The organism is Variovorax sp. PCZ-1 (genome assembly GCF_018413605.1).
GTDB lineage: Bacteria > Pseudomonadota > Gammaproteobacteria > Burkholderiales > Burkholderiaceae_C > JANMDU01.
Genome location: NZ_JAHCDN010000002.1, coordinates 516,844 through 533,284, shown reverse-complemented (window position 1 = coordinate 533,284; position 16,441 = coordinate 516,844). Strand labels below are relative to the sequence as shown.

Here is a 16,441-nt window from a genome sequence, read left to right as displayed (position 1 = left end):
ATTATCTTTTAGCATCAGAGGAAATGAAATTGTTAGAAAAATAACATAGCAGGAGCCTGACATGCTTCGTGTGAATGCGTTGAGACAGCTGCAAGCAGCGATAGCGTGGCTTCTGCTTTTATGCTCTACAGCAATTCAAGCGCAAAGCAATCTGGTGGCCAATCCTTTTTTCACAGGCACTGCTGCCACGGCCACCTCATGGACTGTTTCGGTCACGCAATACACCACCTTCAATCGTGCATTGCGCGGCACAGTGCCAGCCGCCATCACAGCCGCTGGTGGCACCACTGCCTATGATTCAGGTTGCATCGGTGCAGGATGCCTGACGTTTCCGGTAGTCAACGCCACATCTTCAGCCGCCCAACAAAGAATCACCACCACTGTAGGCGAAGGCCATTACCTCGTGTTCTGGACTTTCTACAGCGCAGCGGCCACTGGTGCAAATATTCAAACAGATGCTTATTGGGGCAACACCCGCGTCTACAGCGCCAACCCAACTGCTGGCGGCTGGTCTCAGCAAATCATCAATCTCGGTGTGGCCACCACCACGAGTAACACACTCACTTTTCTCATGCGCGATGACCCGGCATTCAGCCAGGTGAGTTTCGCGCAGGTGTATCCCTATCCGTCGCTTAAAGTGAGCAAAACTGCTGTCAGCGCTGTCACGGTGACTCAGCCCTACACCTACACCTTGGTCGTTAGCAATAGCAGCCCGGCCATTACAGCCACGAATGTCACCATCGACGATATCATCTCAGCAGGTGCAGCGTTGGGCAGTGTCAGTTGCAGCGCCACCAGCAGTGGCTCCATCATCGCCACTTGCCCTGCTCCGCTCACGTTTCCCATAGCGGCATTCAATCTCTCACCTGCCTCAACACTCACACTCACCGTGAGCGCCACAGTTTCAGCAAGCACCACAGGCACAGTGACGAATACCGCGGCGCTCACATCCACCCAGCGCAGCACATTGACTTCTGTGCTGAACGCGACACACACGGCAGCCATCATTGCACCCGCCGCATTGAGTGTGACCAAAAGCAATGCAACCACCACCTTGGCTGCTGGCAGCACAACGCTCTACACCATCACCGCGAGCAATGCCGGCCCCGCTTGGGCTAACAATGCGCTGCTGCAAGACACGCCGAGTACGGGATTGATTTGCACCAATTTGACCTGTGCGAGCAGCGGCGGGGCGAGCTGCCCCGCAAGCTTGTCAGTCAGTACATTGACGTCTAGCGGTTTGGCGATTCCAATTTTTCCAGCTGGCAGCAGCGTGACTTTTTCTCTCACCTGCAACGTCACAGCCACCGGGCTTTAGCGGCTCAAGCGCGCCCAACCAGCCTTTTCAGACCTAGCCACTGCTGCTGCAAAAAGCCTTGGCCATAATTGCGCCCTTGCTCGATCTGATCGCGCACACCCGTGGGATCGAAACGCTTTTCAAAGTTGCCAGTGCGGAAAATCATGTCCCACCAAGGCAGAAGTACGCCGAAATTCGCGCCACCGAGCGTACGCCCCGGAAACTCGTGGCCGATACCTACTGCGTGATGCAAACGATGAAACCGCGGACTGACCCAGAGGCGCTCGCCCACTGCGCCAAACCAGATTTTCAGGTTCGCATGCTGGAAGCTCTCCGAGAGCTGCGTCACGGCCACCAATGCCACAAACTGCCCAGGCGCAATCCCAACGAGCAATCCCACGCACACCAAAATGCTGTCGCGGATCACGTCATCCAACAAGTGATTGCGGTTATCACTCCACATCGTCATTTGCCGCTGAGCATGATGCAGGCTGTGCAGTTGCCACCACCAGTTGAGTTGATGCTGACCACGGTGAATCCAGTAATCGACGAAATCAAACACCACGAGGTAGATGAAGAAGCCCAGCAAGGCGCTTTCAAATCCGATGAACGAGAAGAGCCATTGGTCCAGATGAAAAGTCTCCATGCCAGCCACGCGTAGCGCACCGAAGCCAGATTCAATCAGCGGGTCAAGCGTGAAGAAGAGCGCTAGACGGAAGAAGCCGAGACGATGAATCAAGGTGTAGAGAATATCTGTGCGAATCGTGGCACGATCTATGACAGGCTCCACCGGCTTCCATCTTTGCAGCGGGGCAATGATGGCGATCAAGATGATGAGCTGCAGAAGGCCGACAAGAAACCACCCTGTCGCCGTGAAACCATCTTCCACCAAACCACCGACACCGAGGCCAAAAATGATGGGCTGTACTACAGTTTCAAACAGCCATTGCTGCGCATGCGCGAAGGCATCGGTGAGGCTGTTGATGAGTGCATCCATGCTCTAAATTATAGGACTTTTGAGCATTTCGCCGGCGTATTTACTGCGCAAGGTGCTATTGAAATAATAGTAATCGGAAGATTTCTTTATGGATAGCGCGGCTGCGAGTTTGAGGGATTTGCCCGCCTTCATGGTGGAGTACCACAAATCAGTCGGGCAAATCCCTCAAACTCACTGCCTACTCACACTCCTAAAATCTTCGCACGTAGATCGTGGTGGTTAGCCAAAGTGGTTGGGCTATCCACCGCAGCGAAATAAAGGGGGAGACGGCGAAGCCGGCGGAGGACATTCGCGGAGGTGGGTAGCCCAAGCGCTTTGGCTCGCCAACCATCCAACGAAAGCGAAGATTTACCTACCCACCCTTACGCATTTGATCGAAGAACTCCGAATTGTTCTTCGTCTGCTTCATGTTCTTGAGCATCAGCTCCATGCTCTCGATCTCGTCCATGTTGAACAAGAAGGAACGCAAGATACGCGTCTTCTGCAGGATTTCTGGCGTGAGCAGCAACTCTTCGCGGCGCGTGCCGGAAGATGAGAGCTCAATTGCAGGGAACACACGCTTCTCGTACAAGCGGCGAGAGAGGTGAACCTCTGAGTTACCCGTGCCCTTGAATTCTTCAAAAATCACTTCATCCATCTTCGAGCCGGTATCCACCAGCGCGGTAGCGATGATCGTGAGCGAGCCGCCTTCTTCGATATTGCGCGCCGCGCCGAAGAAGCGCTTGGGGCGCTGCAAAGCGTTCGCATCCACACCGCCGGAGAGCACCTTGCCGGAGCTTTGCACGACGTTGTTGTAGGCGCGAGCTAGGCGCGTGATCGAATCGAGCAAGATCACCACGTCTTTTTTCAGCTCGACCAAACGCTTCGCGCGCTCAATCACCATTTCCGCGACGTGTACGTGCCGCGCTGCTGGCTCATCAAAGGTCGAGGCAATCACTTCGCCGCGCACGCTGCGCTGCATCTCGGTCACCTCTTCTGGGCGCTCGTCCACTAGCAAGACCATAAGGTGAACGTCTGGGTAATTGGCCGTGATCGCATGCGCGATGTGCTGCATCATCACCGTCTTACCGCTCTTAGGTGGCGCAACGAGCAAGGCGCGTTGGCCTTTGCCGAAGGGGGAGATCAGATCAATCACGCGGCCCGTGATGTTTTCTTCTCCTTTGATATCTCGCTCAAGCTTCATTTGCTCTTTAGGGAACAAAGGCGTGAGGTTTTCAAACATCACTTTTTGCTTGTTGCGCTCAGGCAAATCGCCGTTGACCTTATCAAGCTTGTTGAGTGCAAAGTAGCGCTCGCCCTCTTTAGGGATGCGCACTTCGCCTTCGATCATGTCGCCCGTGTGTAGATTGAAACGGCGCACTTGGCTGGGGGAAATGTAGATGTCGTCAGTGCTGGCGGTGTAGTCAGCCTCGGGGTTGCGCAGGAAGCCAAAGCCATCAGGCAAGACTTCGAGCACGCCATCGGCATACACCGTTTCGCCATTTTTCGCGCGGGCTTTGATGATGGCAAACATCAGCTCTTGCTTGCGCAGGCGGCCAGGGTTTTCGATGCCAAGGCCTTCGGCCTCGTTCACGAGAGCTGAAACGTGTTGGACTTTGAGTTCGTTTAAGTGCATGTGTACTCCAAAGGGAGCGAAAGATACAAAAGGGGGGAGGTAAACCGGAAAACAGCAGATGCCGAGGCCGGGAAAAGACTAACAATTTAAGGGCGGTGTCCGTAAGACGTTATTCCGCGATACCGAAACTATAGCACTTTTTATAAGCCGCTCAAAAGCCCTAGAGCCGCCCGCCAATTCCAGCATAATTTAAGGATGCTTTTCCTGCTCTCTCCCGCCAAATCGCTCGACTATGACACGCCCGCTCCTTCTGAGCTTGCGCACACCCTGCCCCAGTTCCCCAAGCAATCTGCTCAGTTGATTGAAATACTGCGCCAATACAGCCCGCAACAAATTGCGGAGCTGATGGATTTGAGCGATCAGCTCTCAGCCCTGAACGTGGCGCGCTATCAAGCATGGAAACCAAAATTCACCGCGAAGAATTCCAAACAAGCCATCCTCGCTTTCAATGGCGATGTGTATGAAGGCCTCGATGCCAAGACTTTGAAGCCCGCTGATCTGGAATGGGCGCAAGAGCATGTGGCCTCGCTCAGCGGCTTGTATGGCCTGCTACGCCCGCTCGATTGGATGCAGCCTTATCGCCTTGAAATGGGCACGGCTTTGGCCAACCCCGCGGGCAACAATCTCTACAAATTCTGGGGCGCTTCGATCTCAGAGCATTTGAACGCACAACTGGCCGATGAAAAATCACCCATCATCGTCAATCTCGCCAGCAATGAGTATTTCAAAGCTGTCAATCGCAAAGCCCTGAAAGCGCGCGTGGTGGAATGCGTGTTTGAAGAATACAAAGGCGGCGGCTACAAAGTCATCAGCTTTTTCGCCAAGCGTGCTCGTGGCCTGATGGCGCGTTACGCGATTCAAAAGCGCATCAAAGATGTGAAGAAACTCGAAACCTTCAACAGCGAAGGCTATATGTTCAACCCAAGTGCCAGCACCGCAGATCGGCTGGTGTTCAGGAGGAAAGTATGAGCCAAGTCATCACCCCTCAATTGCGCGAATGGATCATCTCGCAAGCACAGGCCGGTTTTCCTGCAGATACGGTGCTCAAATCCATGCTCGCTTCGGGCTGGCAGGAAGATGTCGCCATTCAAGCAATGGAGAGCACACTGCAAGAGCATTTGAAAGCCACGCAGCAAGCCGCTGCCTTGCCCACCCCGATGACCGTGCCCGAGCTGGCCGTGGAGGATTCCCCGCTTTATCTACAACTCGAAGATCGCAAAGTGAGTGTGCTCACGGCCATGAGTGATCCGAATATCGTGGTGATCGGTAATTTCTTGTCGGATGAAGAATGCGATGGCCTGATCGAAGGTGCCAAGCCGCGCATGGCGCGTTCGCTCACGGTAGAAACCAAATCAGGCGGCGAAGAGCTGAATGCCGATCGCACCAGCAATGGCATGTTTTACGCGCGCGCTGAGAACGAACTCATCGCGCGAATTGAGCGCCGCTTGGCTCAGCTCACGCGCTGGCCCGTAGAAAACGGCGAAGGCCTGCAAATCCTGCACTACCATCCCGGCGCAGAATACAAGCCGCATTACGATTACTTCGATCCACATGAGCCAGGCACGCCCACCATTCTCAAGCGCGGTGGCCAGCGTGTTGCCACCATCATCATGTATCTGCATGAGCCAGAGGCTGGCGGCGGCACGGTCTTCCCCGATGTGCGCCTCACCGTCGCCCCGAAAAAAGGGCACGCCGTCTTCTTTAGCTACAACCGCGCCCACCCCATCACCAAGAGCCTGCATGGCGGCGAGCCTGTGGTGCGCGGCCAGAAATGGGTGGCTACCAAATGGCTGCGTGAAGGAAAATTCACTTGAAATTGATAGCGAAAACGGCATTTTGCCGGTATACAACCTGCGCGGAGTGCTATGAAAATTAAAGCAAACGGTATCTCTATCGAGGTGCAAGAATATGGCGCGAAAGAGCATCCTGCCGTGCTACTCATCATGGGCTTGGGCATGCAGCTCATCGCCTGGCCACCCACGGTGATCGAACCCTTGGTGCAGAGTGGCTTCCGCGTGATCACCTTTGACAACCGCGATATCGGCCTATCGCAACACTTCGATCACATGGGCAAACCCAACATCGTTTGGGCGAGCATCAAGCGCAAGCTGGGCATGCAAATCAAGCCACCCTACAGCCTGCAAGACATGGCGGCTGACACTCTTGGCGTGATGGATGCCTTGAATATTAGTCAGGCGCATATCGTCGGTGTGAGCATGGGCGGCATGATCGCGCAGCGCCTGGCCTGCGCAGCGCCCGAGCGCATCCGCTCGCTCACATGCATCATGAGCAGCTCAGGCGCGCCCGGCCTGCCTGAAGCCAAAGCCGCTGTCATGCGCGTCTTGTTCAATCGCCCTGCGAGCAACAGCATTGAGGACATCACCGCGCATTATGTGAAGCTCTTTAATGTGATCGGTAGCCCAGCATTTCCAGTTGAACCGCAATTGCTCAAAGATCGCATCCGCTTGGGGCTGGAGCGCAATCATCATCCCGATGGCACGCTGCGCCAAATGTTGGCCATCGGCGCTGATCGCACTCGCCATCTCGATATTGCTCGCATAACAGCGCCCACGCTGGTGGTGCATGGGCTTGAAGATGTGCTCGTACCGCAAGAAAATGGCCGTGATATCGCGCAGCGCATCAAAGGCTCACGCTTCGTTGGCATCCCTGGCATGGGGCATGATCTCGCGCCCGGCGCAGTTGCAGAATGGCTGCCTGAATTTTTGAAGCACATCCAACATGAACACGCCTGAACAATCCCAGCTCGGCAAAACCAGCGCGTACATTGATCAATACGACGCTAGCCTGCTCTTCCCCATCCCCCGCAGTGAGAAGCGCGTTGAGATCGGCATCACAGGCACGCTCCCCTTCATGGGCGCAGACATGTGGACAGCGTTTGAACTCTCTTGGCTCAACGCACGCGGCAGGCCACAGGTGGCCATCGCACAAATCACCATCCCCTGCGAATCCCCTTGCATCGCAGAGAGCAAAAGCGTCAAACTCTATTTCAACAGCTTCAACAACACACGCTTCGCGGGCAGCAACCATGGTGCAGACGAAGTACGCGAAGCCATTGCACTCGACATCGGCACAGCAGTCTTCGGAACGCCACGCGGCGAGCGAAGAGTAGGTGTACGCGTGATCAGCCAGGAAGCCTTCCACGATGAAAAAGTGCAAGAGCTCGATGGCGTGCTCCTAGATCGCCTCGATGTGGAATGCACGCATTACCAGCCCGCCCCGCAATTACTCACCGCCGCTTTTGATGAGCAACCCGTGAGCGAAACCCTTGTGAGCCATCTCCTCAAAAGCAATTGCCTCGTCACCGGCCAGCCCGATTGGGGCAGCGTGCAAATCGAATACAGCGGCCCGCAAATCGATCAAGCCGCCCTGCTGCAATACATCGTCAGCTTCCGCAATCACAACGAATTCCACGAGCAATGCGTCGAGCGCATCTACACCGACATCTGGGCACGCTGCAAACCCGCCAAGCTCGCCGTGTATGCGCGTTACACAAGGCGCGGTGGTGTGGATATCAATCCGTTCCGCACGAGTCATCCGCAGGCCATGCCTTTGAATATTCGTTCTGCTCGTCAGTAAGGTTGGTTGTCTGACTGTTTGACACAACCCGCTCACCTGCCACGTGACGTGCCCGAAAAAGCCGAGGCCTTTCTTCGTGACGCGCTCTTACCCGCAAGCTGCGAGCTGCAATCTTTTGTAGCGATGATGATATGGTTGGCCGCGCCCGACCAGCGAAAGGCTTCGTTTTTTCAGACCCATCACGCAGCGGATTGAGGTGGTTGGTGCATCGTTTCATATTTTAAGTTTCGCAGCGCTCAGCACATCTGCATACTCAGAGAAACTGTTCCGCCAATCTCGCACTAAAATTTAACTTTCTGTTCACTCAAAAACTATGAAATGCTCCGAAGTTGATCCAACTGCTCTAAAACATGCGGTATTGGAAGATATGGAGCGTTACTTGAGCGAATACACGATACCGCCTGTGGGCACAACCTTTGGTACACCTTGGCCGAAAGAGCGGATCGCGTCGGGTTTGGAAAGAATGCGTGCCTTGTTGGTGGAACCCTATCTATCCACATATTTCTGCGAAGATAAAACAATGTTTGATGCTGAACACTCGCTGCCGGCAGCAAGCCCTGCCTGGGTAGTTGCTGAAGACGGTAACTACCGATTGATGTTTGATCCTGAAGCTGAAGACTACGTGCTCGTAAGCGGATCTGCAGAAAATGGCTGGGGTTCTTTTGGGGTGCGCGGCGACGCGCCCACTACATTTCTTGCGCGTTAACCGCCCATACCCGCTGCATGATGGGTCTGAAAAAACGAGGACTGTCTCGGTCGAGCGCGGCCAGCCATGCAATCATCGCTACAAAAGATCAGCAGCTCGGGAAACCATGCACGGTTTGCCGAATAAGACAGTCCTCGGCTTTTTCGGGCACGTCACGTGGCAGGTGAGCGGATGGCGTGAAGGCGAAGCAGTGGTTCGCCAATCACGTTAAGAAAAAAATCAAATCCGACGGCGACGCGGAACAACTTGCAATTGTGATTTCACCTGCAAGGGCGCTGAGGTCACAGTAACAGCCTGCAAAGGCAAATCCACCAACTGGTCAGCATGCCAAACGCGCACTTGCACTGCGCCATCGGGAACGCTGTCAAACGTGGCGATGCCTTCTGCATTCGTCTTCGCGGCCCAAGGCGAATCGCTCACATACACGCTGCCGCGCATGGAGCCATGCAGGAAGCAGCCGAGGGCGACGGCGGTTTGCGGGCCGGTTTGTGACATCGTCACATCTTGGAATTTAGCGGGCTTGCCTTCGTCCTTGCCTTGCAGGCGCAGCTCAAAGCCGCCTGCATTGCGGCCAGCGGCGTAAGCCTCAGGTGTGTTCGCAAACACGGAATTGGTGGGCGCGCCGCGCACATGGTGATCCCATGGATCGTTGTTCACAAAGCGCACTTTTGCGCCTTTGGCCACAACGGTGACTGCAGGCATGAATTGCATTTTCTCGTTGGCTACCGTGGCTTGCATCGGTAGATTGGTGGACGCATTGCGCGCTGTGGCGTGCACGAGCACGACCACGGCATCTTGCGCGGGCTTGCCATCGCGATCAATCACGCTCACCTGCACAGTGCCCGCGTGAGCTGAGATCACAAAAAATACACTAAAAATAGTGCCAAATAGGCACTTTGCCGGCATCCATACTGCGCGAAATGCTATTGAAATCATAGTAAACGCAGATGGTCTAGCGGATAGATGGGGATGCATGGGTCTTCCTTTTGATTGCACATATCTGTTGTACGCACTCAGCGCCGTTTTGGATGCACTCGCGCCATTGTGCGCTTTTTGAATCCAAGCGCCAACTCAGCCCGTATTGCTGATGTCTGGACAAAACATTCACTTATTTTTTAGTTTCAGGAGTTTTTATGAATCTCATCTCTTCTCGCCGTGGCTTCATGGGCAATACCGGCAAACTCTCTGCAGTCGGTCTCGCGCTTCTTGGCGGCAATATCGCTATGGCGCAAGGCATGGCGGGCGATGCTGCCAAAGACGCAGGCATTCTCAATGTGGCGCTCGGCTTGGAGCATGAGGCCATTGGCGCTTATCAGCTCGGCGCGATGAGTGGCTTGCTGCAAAAGCCGGTGCTGGATATCGCGGTGAGCTTTCAGTCGCATCACAAAGCACATCGCGATGCTTTGATCGCCACGATTGAAAAGCTCGGCGGCAAAGCTGTTGCTGAGAAAAAGCTGGACGATTACGCCAAGGCTTTGAAGGCCGATACGCTGAAAAACCAAGCCGATGTGCTGGATCTGGCGGCTCGCTTGGAGCTGGGCGCAACCAATGCCTATCTGGGCGTGATCCCGGCGTTCCTGAGCAAAGATTTGGCCAAAGTAGCTGCGCGCTTGGCTGCAGACGAGACGATGCACTACACGATTCTCACCAATGCTCTCGGCCGTCCGCTGCCAGCAGGCGCTTTGAGCTTCGGAGCTTGATGTGCGCTCTGGCATCACCCATTTGATGCACTGCCTGCCCTCAAAAGCAGGCTTAGCGCTTGGCTCCGTGCTCACGGCATTGGGGCTGAGCGCCTTTTTTGGCTCAGCATATGCGCAAAGCCAAGAGGCTGTACAACGTGGGATGGCGATTTACACCGCCAAATGCAGCGCCTGCCACAGCGTAGAAGACAATCGGGTAGGCCCTTCACATGCTGGCGTGCTGGGTCGGCGTGCGGGAGCCGTCAAGAATTACGAGTATTCTGAGGCCCTTGCCAAAAGCAAAGTGGTGTGGAACCGCGCCAATTTAGAGCGCTGGCTCACCGATCCAGAAAAAGTGATTCCAGGGCAGCGCATGGGCTATCGCCTCTCGCTGCCGCAAGAGCGCGCTGATGTGGTGGCTTATCTGGCCACGCTGTCTGCGCCAAAATAAATCAAGAGAAGTGCATCATGAAAACCGCGACCACAGACGACCAACTCATCCATTGGCTGGAGCGCATTGCAGCCCAAGACAGTGCCGCCCTGCGCCAGCTCTACGACGCGACCAGCAGCAAACTCTACGCGATTGCCATGCGCGTGGTGGGCAATGTGGAGCATGCGGAAGATGTGCTGCAAGAAGCCTATCTCACGATCTGGCGCGTCGCGGGGGACTACAAAGCCCCCTTAAGCCCGCCCATGGTGTGGCTGGGCGTGATCGTGCGCAGCCGAGGCTTGGATTTTCTGCGCCGCCGCACGGCGGAGCGCTCGCTGGCTGGCCAGCCCGTGGAAGACATGGCGGATACTTTGGCCGCAGATATTGACACGCCGATGGACACACAAGAAGCCAGCGAGCAAGCTTGGGCACTGCATGAGTGCCTGCGCAAGATCGAGGCCAAGCAGCGCCAGGTCGTCACTCTCGCGTACTTTCGCGATTTAAGCCAAAGCGAGCTGGCCACACAACTGAAGCTCCCGCTCGGAACGGTGAAAACCTGGATGCGCCGAGGGCTGGATCAATTGCGCACTTGTATGAATCGCTTCGCGTGAGCTCGCTATGAATATTTCTCAACACTCCGAATTACTTGACATGCTCGCCGCGCGCTACGCCGTGGGCATCATGCGCGGCGGTGCACGCCGCCGATTTGAATTTCACTCACGCCAAAGCGCTACCGTGCGAGCGCGCATTTTGCTCTGGCAAGAAAGGTTGCACGCCATCATGGAATTGCCTTCACCCATCCACCCCAGCCCCAATGTGTGGAAACGCATTGAAAACAGCTTGGGAAGTTTGCCAAAGCGTGTGCTGCAATCTTCGCCTAAGTTACAGCAGCTGCAAAACTCGCTCAAACGCTTGCGCAAGCAGCTCGTGTGGTGGCGCGCTGGTGCGGCCTTTGCAGGCATTGCCGCTGTGGTGGGCACGTTGTTTTCTTTGCAAGCCTCGCAGAGCCTCGAAGGCCGTGGCCAGCAAATTGCGCAATTGGAGAAGCAGCTTCAGCAGCAGGCCGCGCAGCAGCAAGTGCAGTATGTAGCGGTGCTGGCGGATGAAAAATCTGATGCTTCGGTACTCGTCACTTTTGATCCTGATAAGAAACGCCTGGTTTTGCAGCGCGTGGGCGGCTATCAAGAAGCAGCCGATAAATCCCTGCAGCTTTGGGCGCTGCCCCCCGGCCAAGCCCCGCAATCGCTGGGCGTCATGGGTGGCGATAAAGTGCTCAGGCTCACAGCTGCGCCCGAGCAGATTCAAAATGTGCCCACCCTGGCGATCAGCTTAGAACCCAAAGGCGGTGTGCCCAGCAGCACAGGCCCCACCGGCCCCGTGCTATTCAAAGGCGCTTTGCTGCAAACTGTTCTGTAAGTCTGCTGCAGCTGCATCCAATAGCTCGGTGCATCCGTAGCAGCTTGTATGTCAGCTTCTTTTGCGATTTTGCCGCCGGTGTGGTCAGGTAGAGCATTTGCTCGGACTAGGCTTGCGCGTTCAAGGCACAATCCAAGGGTGAACCGTTTTTCCACCCCAGAAAATCAAACGCATTCTTTTGTGGGGCTAGCCCATAGCGAAGATGCGGCGCTGCAGGGCCTGATCCAGCGCATAGCTGCTGGCGAGCCTGCGGCCATGGCTGAGTTGTATGACACAACAATTGCCCGCGTTTACAGTCTCGTGCGCCGCTTCGCGCCTGACGATGCGAACGCGCAAGACGTGACACAAGAGGTCTATCTGCAAGCTTGGCAGCAAGCCAAGCGCTTCGACAGCGAGCGCGGCGTGGTCATGGCTTGGCTGCTCAATTTAGCGCGCAGCCGCGCCCTGGATGCTTGGCGGAAAATCTCCAGCAACCCTGTACTGATCAACAATGAAGCAGCTGATATGGCCGCAGATCATCTGGCCGATGCGAAGCAACCAATCGACTTTCTACAAGCAACAGAAAATCAAGCTGTGCTGCACTCCGCCATGCAAGCTCTCCCCGCGGCCACACGCCAAATACTGAGCCTGGCTTTTTTCTACGATATGAGCCACGGCGATATCAGTGCGCATTTGAAGATACCTCTTGGCACGGTGAAAAGCACCCTGCGCCGCGCCCTCATCAGCCTGCGCGAAAGCCTGCAGGCCAGCGGCCTCGCCAGCACGCAGCTGGCCGCTTTAGCGATAGAAGACACACCATGAAAACCGATCCATCATTGAATCCCGCCTGGGCTGGCCATCTTGCACAAAGCCTGAGCACAGAGCACACCCTGAGTGCAGAAGCCAGCGCGCGCATCAAACAATCGCTGATGCAGAAGATAGCAGAGCGCTTACCTGTCGTGAATGTGCGCCGAGATGAAGCCTGGGTACAACTTGGCAAGCGTATACAAGTCAAAGTGCTGCATGATGATGGGATCAGTCTGTCGTGGCTGCTTAAGCTTTTGCCAGGAGGCAGCTTGCCGGTGCACGATCATGCCGATGGCGCAGAAGAATGCATGATCCTCGAAGGGCAATTGCGTATCAACGGTGAAGATTTTTTTGCGGGTGATTATCAAATCGCGCTGCCTGGCTCCGTGCACCACGAGGTATGCAGTGAGCAAGGTAGTTTGGTGTATTTGCGCTCGCCATCGTCTCGTCGTCAAGATTTGATGGGCGCTTGAGCTTATGGCGGCACGGGTAGGCCAGCTGCAGCGGGCTTCTTGCGCTTGGCTTCGCGCTCAGCAGCTTTTGCTCGGCGTTCTGCGGCTTCTTTCTCACGCTGCGCAGCTTGCTGTGAGCTTTTTGCCGCACGCTCAGCTTGACCGAGGCCTTGATCAGGCGCTACTTTTTTAGCTGCTTGCCCGCTCGGCTTGCCCTGTGGCTGCGGTAATTCTGCTTCGCGCTCTTTAGCAGGCGCATTAGATTTAGCCTGAGCATTCGCAGCTGCTTCGGCTAATTTAGCCTCACGGCTTTTTTGACGCTGGGCTTGGCTTTCTTCGCGCCGTGCGGCTGCTTCCATGGCTTTGCCGCGCTCCTGTGCGCGCCTGAGTTGCGCCTCGGGAGAGTTGCGCTGATCCAAAGCCTCTACGCGATCAGCAGCAGCCCGCTTTCGCTGAGCATTGTTGAGCGCCACCTCTTGGCGCTTGAGATCACGCATTTTTTCGTTATGCACATCCCTTGCGTCGTTCAAGCATGGCGTGACGGCCAGCTTCTGATAGCAAGCCCGGCGCTGCTCAGCGAGGTTGAGATTAAGCTGGTCGCGCTCACGCTTGATACGCGCGCGCTCTAGGTTCTCGTTTGTATCCTCGGCTGGCTTGAGAGTATTGTTTTGAGTATCATTTTGGCCAATTGCCGGCATAGATACTGCGCAGAGTGCTATTACTAATATAGCAAATTTCTGCAATGCTGATATAGAGAAGTACTGCACTGACATGGCTTCAATGTATCACGCCAGACAGCTCAGGTCAGGCGCGTGTCCACGGTGCGCCGCTCCAGAGCCAAAAATTCTGCAGATTGCATTTCATTCAGCCGCGAGGCTGTGCGCGGAAACTCATGCGAGAGCGGGCCTTCGGTGTAAAGCAACTCGGGCGCAACCGCTGCGCTCATGATGAGTTTGCAGCGTCTGTCATAGAGCACATCCACCAACCATGTGAAGCGCCTTGCCTCAGAAGCATTCTTCACAAACATCTGTGGCATATCCGAGAGCATGACGGTATGAAACTGCGTGGCCAGCTCCAGATAATCATTCTGGCTGCGCGGGCCGCCGCAGAGCGTTTTGAAATCAAACCACACCACGCCGCCCGCTTTGCGCCGCGCCTTGATCTCACGCGCTTCGATGTGCAGCACCGGGCTTTCGTCTTTGGCTTCTGCCAGCTCGGTAAAAGCCTGATCCATCGCCGCATCAGCTTCTGCGCCCAGTGGCGTGTGATACATCTTCACTTTCTCCAGCGTGCGGCGGCGATAGTCCGTGCCGTTATCCACATTGATCACTTCCATCTCAGATTTCAGCAACTCAATCGCCGGCAAGATGCGATCACGGTGCAAGCCATTCGGATAGAGGCCATCGGGCGTGAAGTTGCTCGTCGTCACCATGCCCACGCCGTTTTCAAACAGTGCATCCAGCAAGCGATGCAGGATCATCGCATCGGTGATATCGGCCACATGAAATTCATCAAAGCAAATCAGCTTGTAGCGCTTGGCCATTTGCTTGCCCAGAGCATCCAGCGGATTTTGCGTGCCCTGCAAATTAGCCAGCTCCCGATGTACTTCGCGCATGAATTCATGAAAATGCAGACGCGTTTTTCGCTTTAGTGGCACAGCGTTGTAAAAGCAATCCATCAGGAAGCTCTTCCCGCGCCCCACACCGCCAAACATGTAGACGCCCTTAGGAATATCAGGGCGATTGATCAGCTTCTTAAAAGCATTCGAGCGCTTTTCTTTATAAGCCGCCCATTCGTCAGCGCAGCGCTGCAAAGCCTGTACAGCTCTGAGCTGAGCAGGGTCACTGGTGTAACCGCGCTTTTTGAGTTCTTCTTCGTAGGCTTGAATAACTGACATGGCGATATTGGCAATAGAACGCAAAATGCGCAGAAGAAACGCAAAAGACGCAAAAAGTAAGTTGATCTCTTTGCGTCTTTTGCGTAGTTTTGCGACTTTTGCGTTCTCTTCTTAGAAGTTCAAAGTACGCTTATCAACAGCCAAAGCCGCTTCCTTAGTCGCCTCAGATAGCGAAGGATGTGCATGGCAGATACGCGCAATGTCTTCGCTCGAAGCGCGGAATTCCATCGCCACGACGCATTCAGCGATCAGCTCAGAAGCGAATGGCCCAACGATATGCACGCCCAGAATTTCATCGGTCGCGGCATCGGCCAGCATCTTCACCATACCCGTCGTGTCACCCAAAGCCCGCGCACGGCCATTGGCCAAGAAGGGGAAACTGCCGGAGCGATACGCGCGGCCAGCGGCTTTGAGCTGTTGCTCAGTTTGGCCGACCCATGCAATCTCTGGAGAGGTGTAAATCACCCAAGGCACGGTGTTGAAGTTCACATGGCCATGCTGGCCTGCAATGCGCTCCGCCACTGCCACGCCCTCTTCCTCAGCCTTGTGCGCCAGCATTGGCCCGCGCACCACATCGCCCACCGCCCACACATTGGGCAAGTTGGTTTTGCAATCGTCGTCCACCACGACCATGCCGCGCTCATCGAGTTTGAGACCCACAGCTTCTGGGTTCAAACCAATCGTGTTCGCCGTGCGGCCAATCGAGATGATCAGCTTGTCCACATCCAGCGTTTGCGCTTCGCCTTTGGCATTGGTGTAGGCAATTGACACACCTTTCTTGGTGTTCTTGATCTCGCCCACTTTCACGCCAAGCTCAATCTTCAAGCCTTGCTTGTCAAAAGCCTTCTTCGCTTCTTTGGCAATCTGCTCATCCACAGCGCCGAGGAAAGTCGGCAAGCCTTCAAGCACAGTCACGTCAGAGCCCAAACGACGCCACACCGAACCCATCTCCAAACCAATCACACCCGAGCCAATCACGCCCAGCTTCTTCGGCACAGCAGGAATACGCAGCGCGCCATCGTTGGAGAGGATATTCTCTTCATCAAACGGCACACCCGGCAGCGCGCGAGCATTCGAACCCGTGGCCACGATGATGTGCTTACCAGAAATCACTTCACTGGCCACACCAGCCACATTGATCTCATACACGCCATTGGCCTGACCAGCCGCACCGGGCGCGGCGGCCGCCACAAACGACCCACGTCCGTGGAAAAACGTCACTTTGTTTTTCTTCAACAAATACAAAATGCCATCGTTGTTTTGCTTGATCACGGTATCTTTACGGCCAAGCATCTTGGCGATGTCAATGGACAGGTCTTTCAACCCAATCCCATGATCCGCAAAATGATGCCCCGCATGATCAAAGTGCTCCGAGCTTTGCAGCAAAGCCTTGGATGGAATACAGCCCACATTGGTACACGTACCGCCCGGCGCTGGCCCACCTTTGGAATTTTTCCACTCATCAATACAAGCCGTATTGAACCCCAACTGCGCAGCACGAATAGCCGCAATGTAGCCACCAGGGCCACCACCGATGACGATGACGTCGAATTGCTTACTCATTTTCAA

Annotated in this window: 18 protein-coding genes; 12 read left to right on the top strand and 6 right to left on the bottom strand. The window is 55.3% G+C overall.

Annotated features, from left to right (window positions below; all coding sequences use genetic code 11):
- Positions 1–61 precede the first annotated feature (61 nt).
- Positions 62–1,318 carry a DUF11 domain-containing protein gene (locus tag KIH26_RS12675; protein ID WP_213445734.1) on the top strand — a complete coding sequence of 419 codons (1,257 nt, stop codon included), beginning with the start codon at positions 62–64 and terminating at the stop codon, positions 1,316–1,318.
- A gap of 4 nt (positions 1,319–1,322) precedes the next feature.
- Here the strand turns inward: KIH26_RS12675 and KIH26_RS12670 are convergent, their stop codons facing one another.
- Together KIH26_RS12670 and rho are read right to left on the bottom strand one after the other, a co-directional pair.
- Positions 1,323–2,294 carry a sterol desaturase family protein gene (locus KIH26_RS12670; RefSeq protein ID WP_213445732.1) on the bottom strand — a complete coding sequence of 324 codons (972 nt, stop codon included), beginning with the start codon at positions 2,292–2,294 and terminating at the stop codon, positions 1,323–1,325.
- Positions 2,295–2,646: 352 nt separating this feature from the next.
- Positions 2,647–3,909 carry a transcription termination factor Rho gene (gene rho / locus KIH26_RS12665; protein WP_213445729.1) on the bottom strand — a complete coding sequence of 421 codons (1,263 nt, stop codon included), beginning with the start codon at positions 3,907–3,909 and terminating at the stop codon, positions 2,647–2,649.
- A gap of 195 nt (positions 3,910–4,104) precedes the next feature.
- On the opposite strand from rho, the gene yaaA reads away from it, so the two are divergent.
- From yaaA to KIH26_RS12640, 5 genes are all read left to right on the top strand, one after another.
- Complete coding sequence (gene yaaA, locus KIH26_RS12660) at positions 4,105–4,878, top strand: peroxide stress protein YaaA (protein WP_213445727.1); 774 nt, start codon at positions 4,105–4,107, stop codon at positions 4,876–4,878.
- Positions 4,875–5,723, top strand: a complete 849-nt coding sequence (locus KIH26_RS12655; RefSeq protein ID WP_213445725.1) for a 2OG-Fe(II) oxygenase — start codon at positions 4,875–4,877, stop codon at positions 5,721–5,723. The genes yaaA and KIH26_RS12655 overlap by 4 nt, the downstream gene beginning before the upstream one ends.
- Positions 5,724–5,774: 51 nt before the next feature.
- Positions 5,775–6,662: an alpha/beta fold hydrolase gene (locus KIH26_RS12650; protein WP_213445723.1), complete on the top strand. Its 888-nt coding sequence runs from the start codon at positions 5,775–5,777 to the stop codon at positions 6,660–6,662.
- A complete protein-coding gene (gene queF, locus KIH26_RS12645; protein WP_213445721.1) occupies positions 6,649–7,506 on the top strand; it encodes an NADPH-dependent 7-cyano-7-deazaguanine reductase QueF in 858 nt (285 codons plus the stop codon). Before KIH26_RS12650 ends, queF begins: the two co-directional genes overlap by 14 nt.
- 313 nt (positions 7,507–7,819) lie before the next feature.
- The gene (locus KIH26_RS12640; protein WP_213445719.1) at positions 7,820–8,212 is read left to right on the top strand and encodes a hypothetical protein; all 393 of its coding nucleotides are present in this window, start codon (positions 7,820–7,822) and stop codon (positions 8,210–8,212) included.
- 219 nt (positions 8,213–8,431) lie between these two features.
- On the opposite strand, the gene KIH26_RS12635 is transcribed toward KIH26_RS12640, so the two are convergent.
- On the bottom strand, positions 8,432–9,073 hold the full coding sequence (locus tag KIH26_RS12635; RefSeq protein WP_249661187.1) for a cupredoxin domain-containing protein: 642 nt from the start codon (positions 9,071–9,073) through the stop codon (positions 8,432–8,434).
- Between the two features lie 272 nt (positions 9,074–9,345).
- Here KIH26_RS12635 and KIH26_RS12630 point away from each other — a divergent pair, with 272 nt between their 5' ends.
- The 6 genes from KIH26_RS12630 (at position 9,346) to KIH26_RS12605 (ending at position 12,996) form a co-directional block, all read left to right on the top strand.
- Positions 9,346–9,912 carry a ferritin-like domain-containing protein gene (locus KIH26_RS12630; protein WP_213445717.1) on the top strand — a complete coding sequence of 189 codons (567 nt, stop codon included), beginning with the start codon at positions 9,346–9,348 and terminating at the stop codon, positions 9,910–9,912.
- A gap of 1 nt (position 9,913) precedes the next feature.
- Positions 9,914–10,342: a c-type cytochrome gene (locus KIH26_RS12625; RefSeq protein WP_349627875.1), complete on the top strand. Its 429-nt coding sequence runs from the start codon at positions 9,914–9,916 to the stop codon at positions 10,340–10,342.
- A gap of 17 nt (positions 10,343–10,359) precedes the next feature.
- On the top strand, positions 10,360–10,932 hold the full coding sequence (locus KIH26_RS12620) for an RNA polymerase sigma factor (RefSeq protein WP_213445715.1): 573 nt from the start codon (positions 10,360–10,362) through the stop codon (positions 10,930–10,932).
- A 7-nt stretch (positions 10,933–10,939) separates the two neighbouring features.
- The gene (locus tag KIH26_RS12615; RefSeq protein WP_213445713.1) at positions 10,940–11,737 is read left to right on the top strand and encodes an anti-sigma factor; all 798 of its coding nucleotides are present in this window, start codon (positions 10,940–10,942) and stop codon (positions 11,735–11,737) included.
- 138 nt (positions 11,738–11,875) lie between these two features.
- Positions 11,876–12,538: an RNA polymerase sigma factor gene (locus KIH26_RS12610; protein WP_213445711.1), complete on the top strand. Its 663-nt coding sequence runs from the start codon at positions 11,876–11,878 to the stop codon at positions 12,536–12,538.
- Positions 12,535–12,996: a cupin domain-containing protein gene (locus tag KIH26_RS12605; protein WP_213445710.1), complete on the top strand. Its 462-nt coding sequence runs from the start codon at positions 12,535–12,537 to the stop codon at positions 12,994–12,996. The genes KIH26_RS12610 and KIH26_RS12605 overlap by 4 nt, the downstream gene beginning before the upstream one ends.
- A 2-nt stretch (positions 12,997–12,998) precedes the next feature.
- Here KIH26_RS12605 and KIH26_RS12600 read toward each other — a convergent pair whose 3' ends face one another.
- From KIH26_RS12600 to lpdA, 3 genes are all read right to left on the bottom strand, one after another.
- The gene (locus KIH26_RS12600) at positions 12,999–13,673 is read right to left on the bottom strand and encodes a hypothetical protein (protein WP_213445708.1); all 675 of its coding nucleotides are present in this window, start codon (positions 13,671–13,673) and stop codon (positions 12,999–13,001) included.
- A gap of 101 nt (positions 13,674–13,774) precedes the next feature.
- Entirely contained in the window at positions 13,775–14,872 is a 1,098-nt protein-coding gene (gene zapE, locus KIH26_RS12595) for a cell division protein ZapE (protein ID WP_213445706.1), read from the bottom strand.
- Positions 14,873–14,983: 111 nt separating this feature from the next.
- On the bottom strand, positions 14,984–16,435 hold the full coding sequence (lpdA, locus tag KIH26_RS12590) for a dihydrolipoyl dehydrogenase (RefSeq protein WP_213445704.1): 1,452 nt from the start codon (positions 16,433–16,435) through the stop codon (positions 14,984–14,986).
- Between the last annotated feature and the right edge of the window lie 6 nt (positions 16,436–16,441).

What these genes read in the sequence shown, in the direction of transcription:
- KIH26_RS12670 (WP_213445732.1), bottom strand. Translation starts at nt 2,294, where the DNA reads ATGGATGCACTCATCAACAGCCTCACCGATGCCTTCGCGCATGCGCAG.
- KIH26_RS12605 (WP_213445710.1), top strand. Translation starts at nt 12,535, where the DNA reads ATGAAAACCGATCCATCATTGAATCCCGCCTGGGCTGGCCATCTTGCA.
- rho (WP_213445729.1), bottom strand. Translation starts at nt 3,909, where the DNA reads ATGCACTTAAACGAACTCAAAGTCCAACACGTTTCAGCTCTCGTGAAC.
- KIH26_RS12640 (WP_213445719.1), top strand. Translation starts at nt 7,820, where the DNA reads ATGAAATGCTCCGAAGTTGATCCAACTGCTCTAAAACATGCGGTATTG.
- KIH26_RS12650 (WP_213445723.1), top strand. Translation starts at nt 5,775, where the DNA reads ATGAAAATTAAAGCAAACGGTATCTCTATCGAGGTGCAAGAATATGGC.
- lpdA (WP_213445704.1), bottom strand. Translation starts at nt 16,435, where the DNA reads ATGAGTAAGCAATTCGACGTCATCGTCATCGGTGGTGGCCCTGGTGGC.
- KIH26_RS12620 (WP_213445715.1), top strand. Translation starts at nt 10,360, where the DNA reads ATGAAAACCGCGACCACAGACGACCAACTCATCCATTGGCTGGAGCGC.
- zapE (WP_213445706.1), bottom strand. Translation starts at nt 14,872, where the DNA reads ATGTCAGTTATTCAAGCCTACGAAGAAGAACTCAAAAAGCGCGGTTAC.
- queF (WP_213445721.1), top strand. Translation starts at nt 6,649, where the DNA reads ATGAACACGCCTGAACAATCCCAGCTCGGCAAAACCAGCGCGTACATT.
- KIH26_RS12600 (WP_213445708.1), bottom strand. Translation starts at nt 13,673, where the DNA reads ATGCCGGCAATTGGCCAAAATGATACTCAAAACAATACTCTCAAGCCA.
- KIH26_RS12630 (WP_213445717.1), top strand. Translation starts at nt 9,346, where the DNA reads ATGAATCTCATCTCTTCTCGCCGTGGCTTCATGGGCAATACCGGCAAA.
- KIH26_RS12615 (WP_213445713.1), top strand. Translation starts at nt 10,940, where the DNA reads ATGAATATTTCTCAACACTCCGAATTACTTGACATGCTCGCCGCGCGC.
- KIH26_RS12655 (WP_213445725.1), top strand. Translation starts at nt 4,875, where the DNA reads ATGAGCCAAGTCATCACCCCTCAATTGCGCGAATGGATCATCTCGCAA.
- KIH26_RS12675 (WP_213445734.1), top strand. Translation starts at nt 62, where the DNA reads ATGCTTCGTGTGAATGCGTTGAGACAGCTGCAAGCAGCGATAGCGTGG.
- yaaA (WP_213445727.1), top strand. Translation starts at nt 4,105, where the DNA reads ATGCTTTTCCTGCTCTCTCCCGCCAAATCGCTCGACTATGACACGCCC.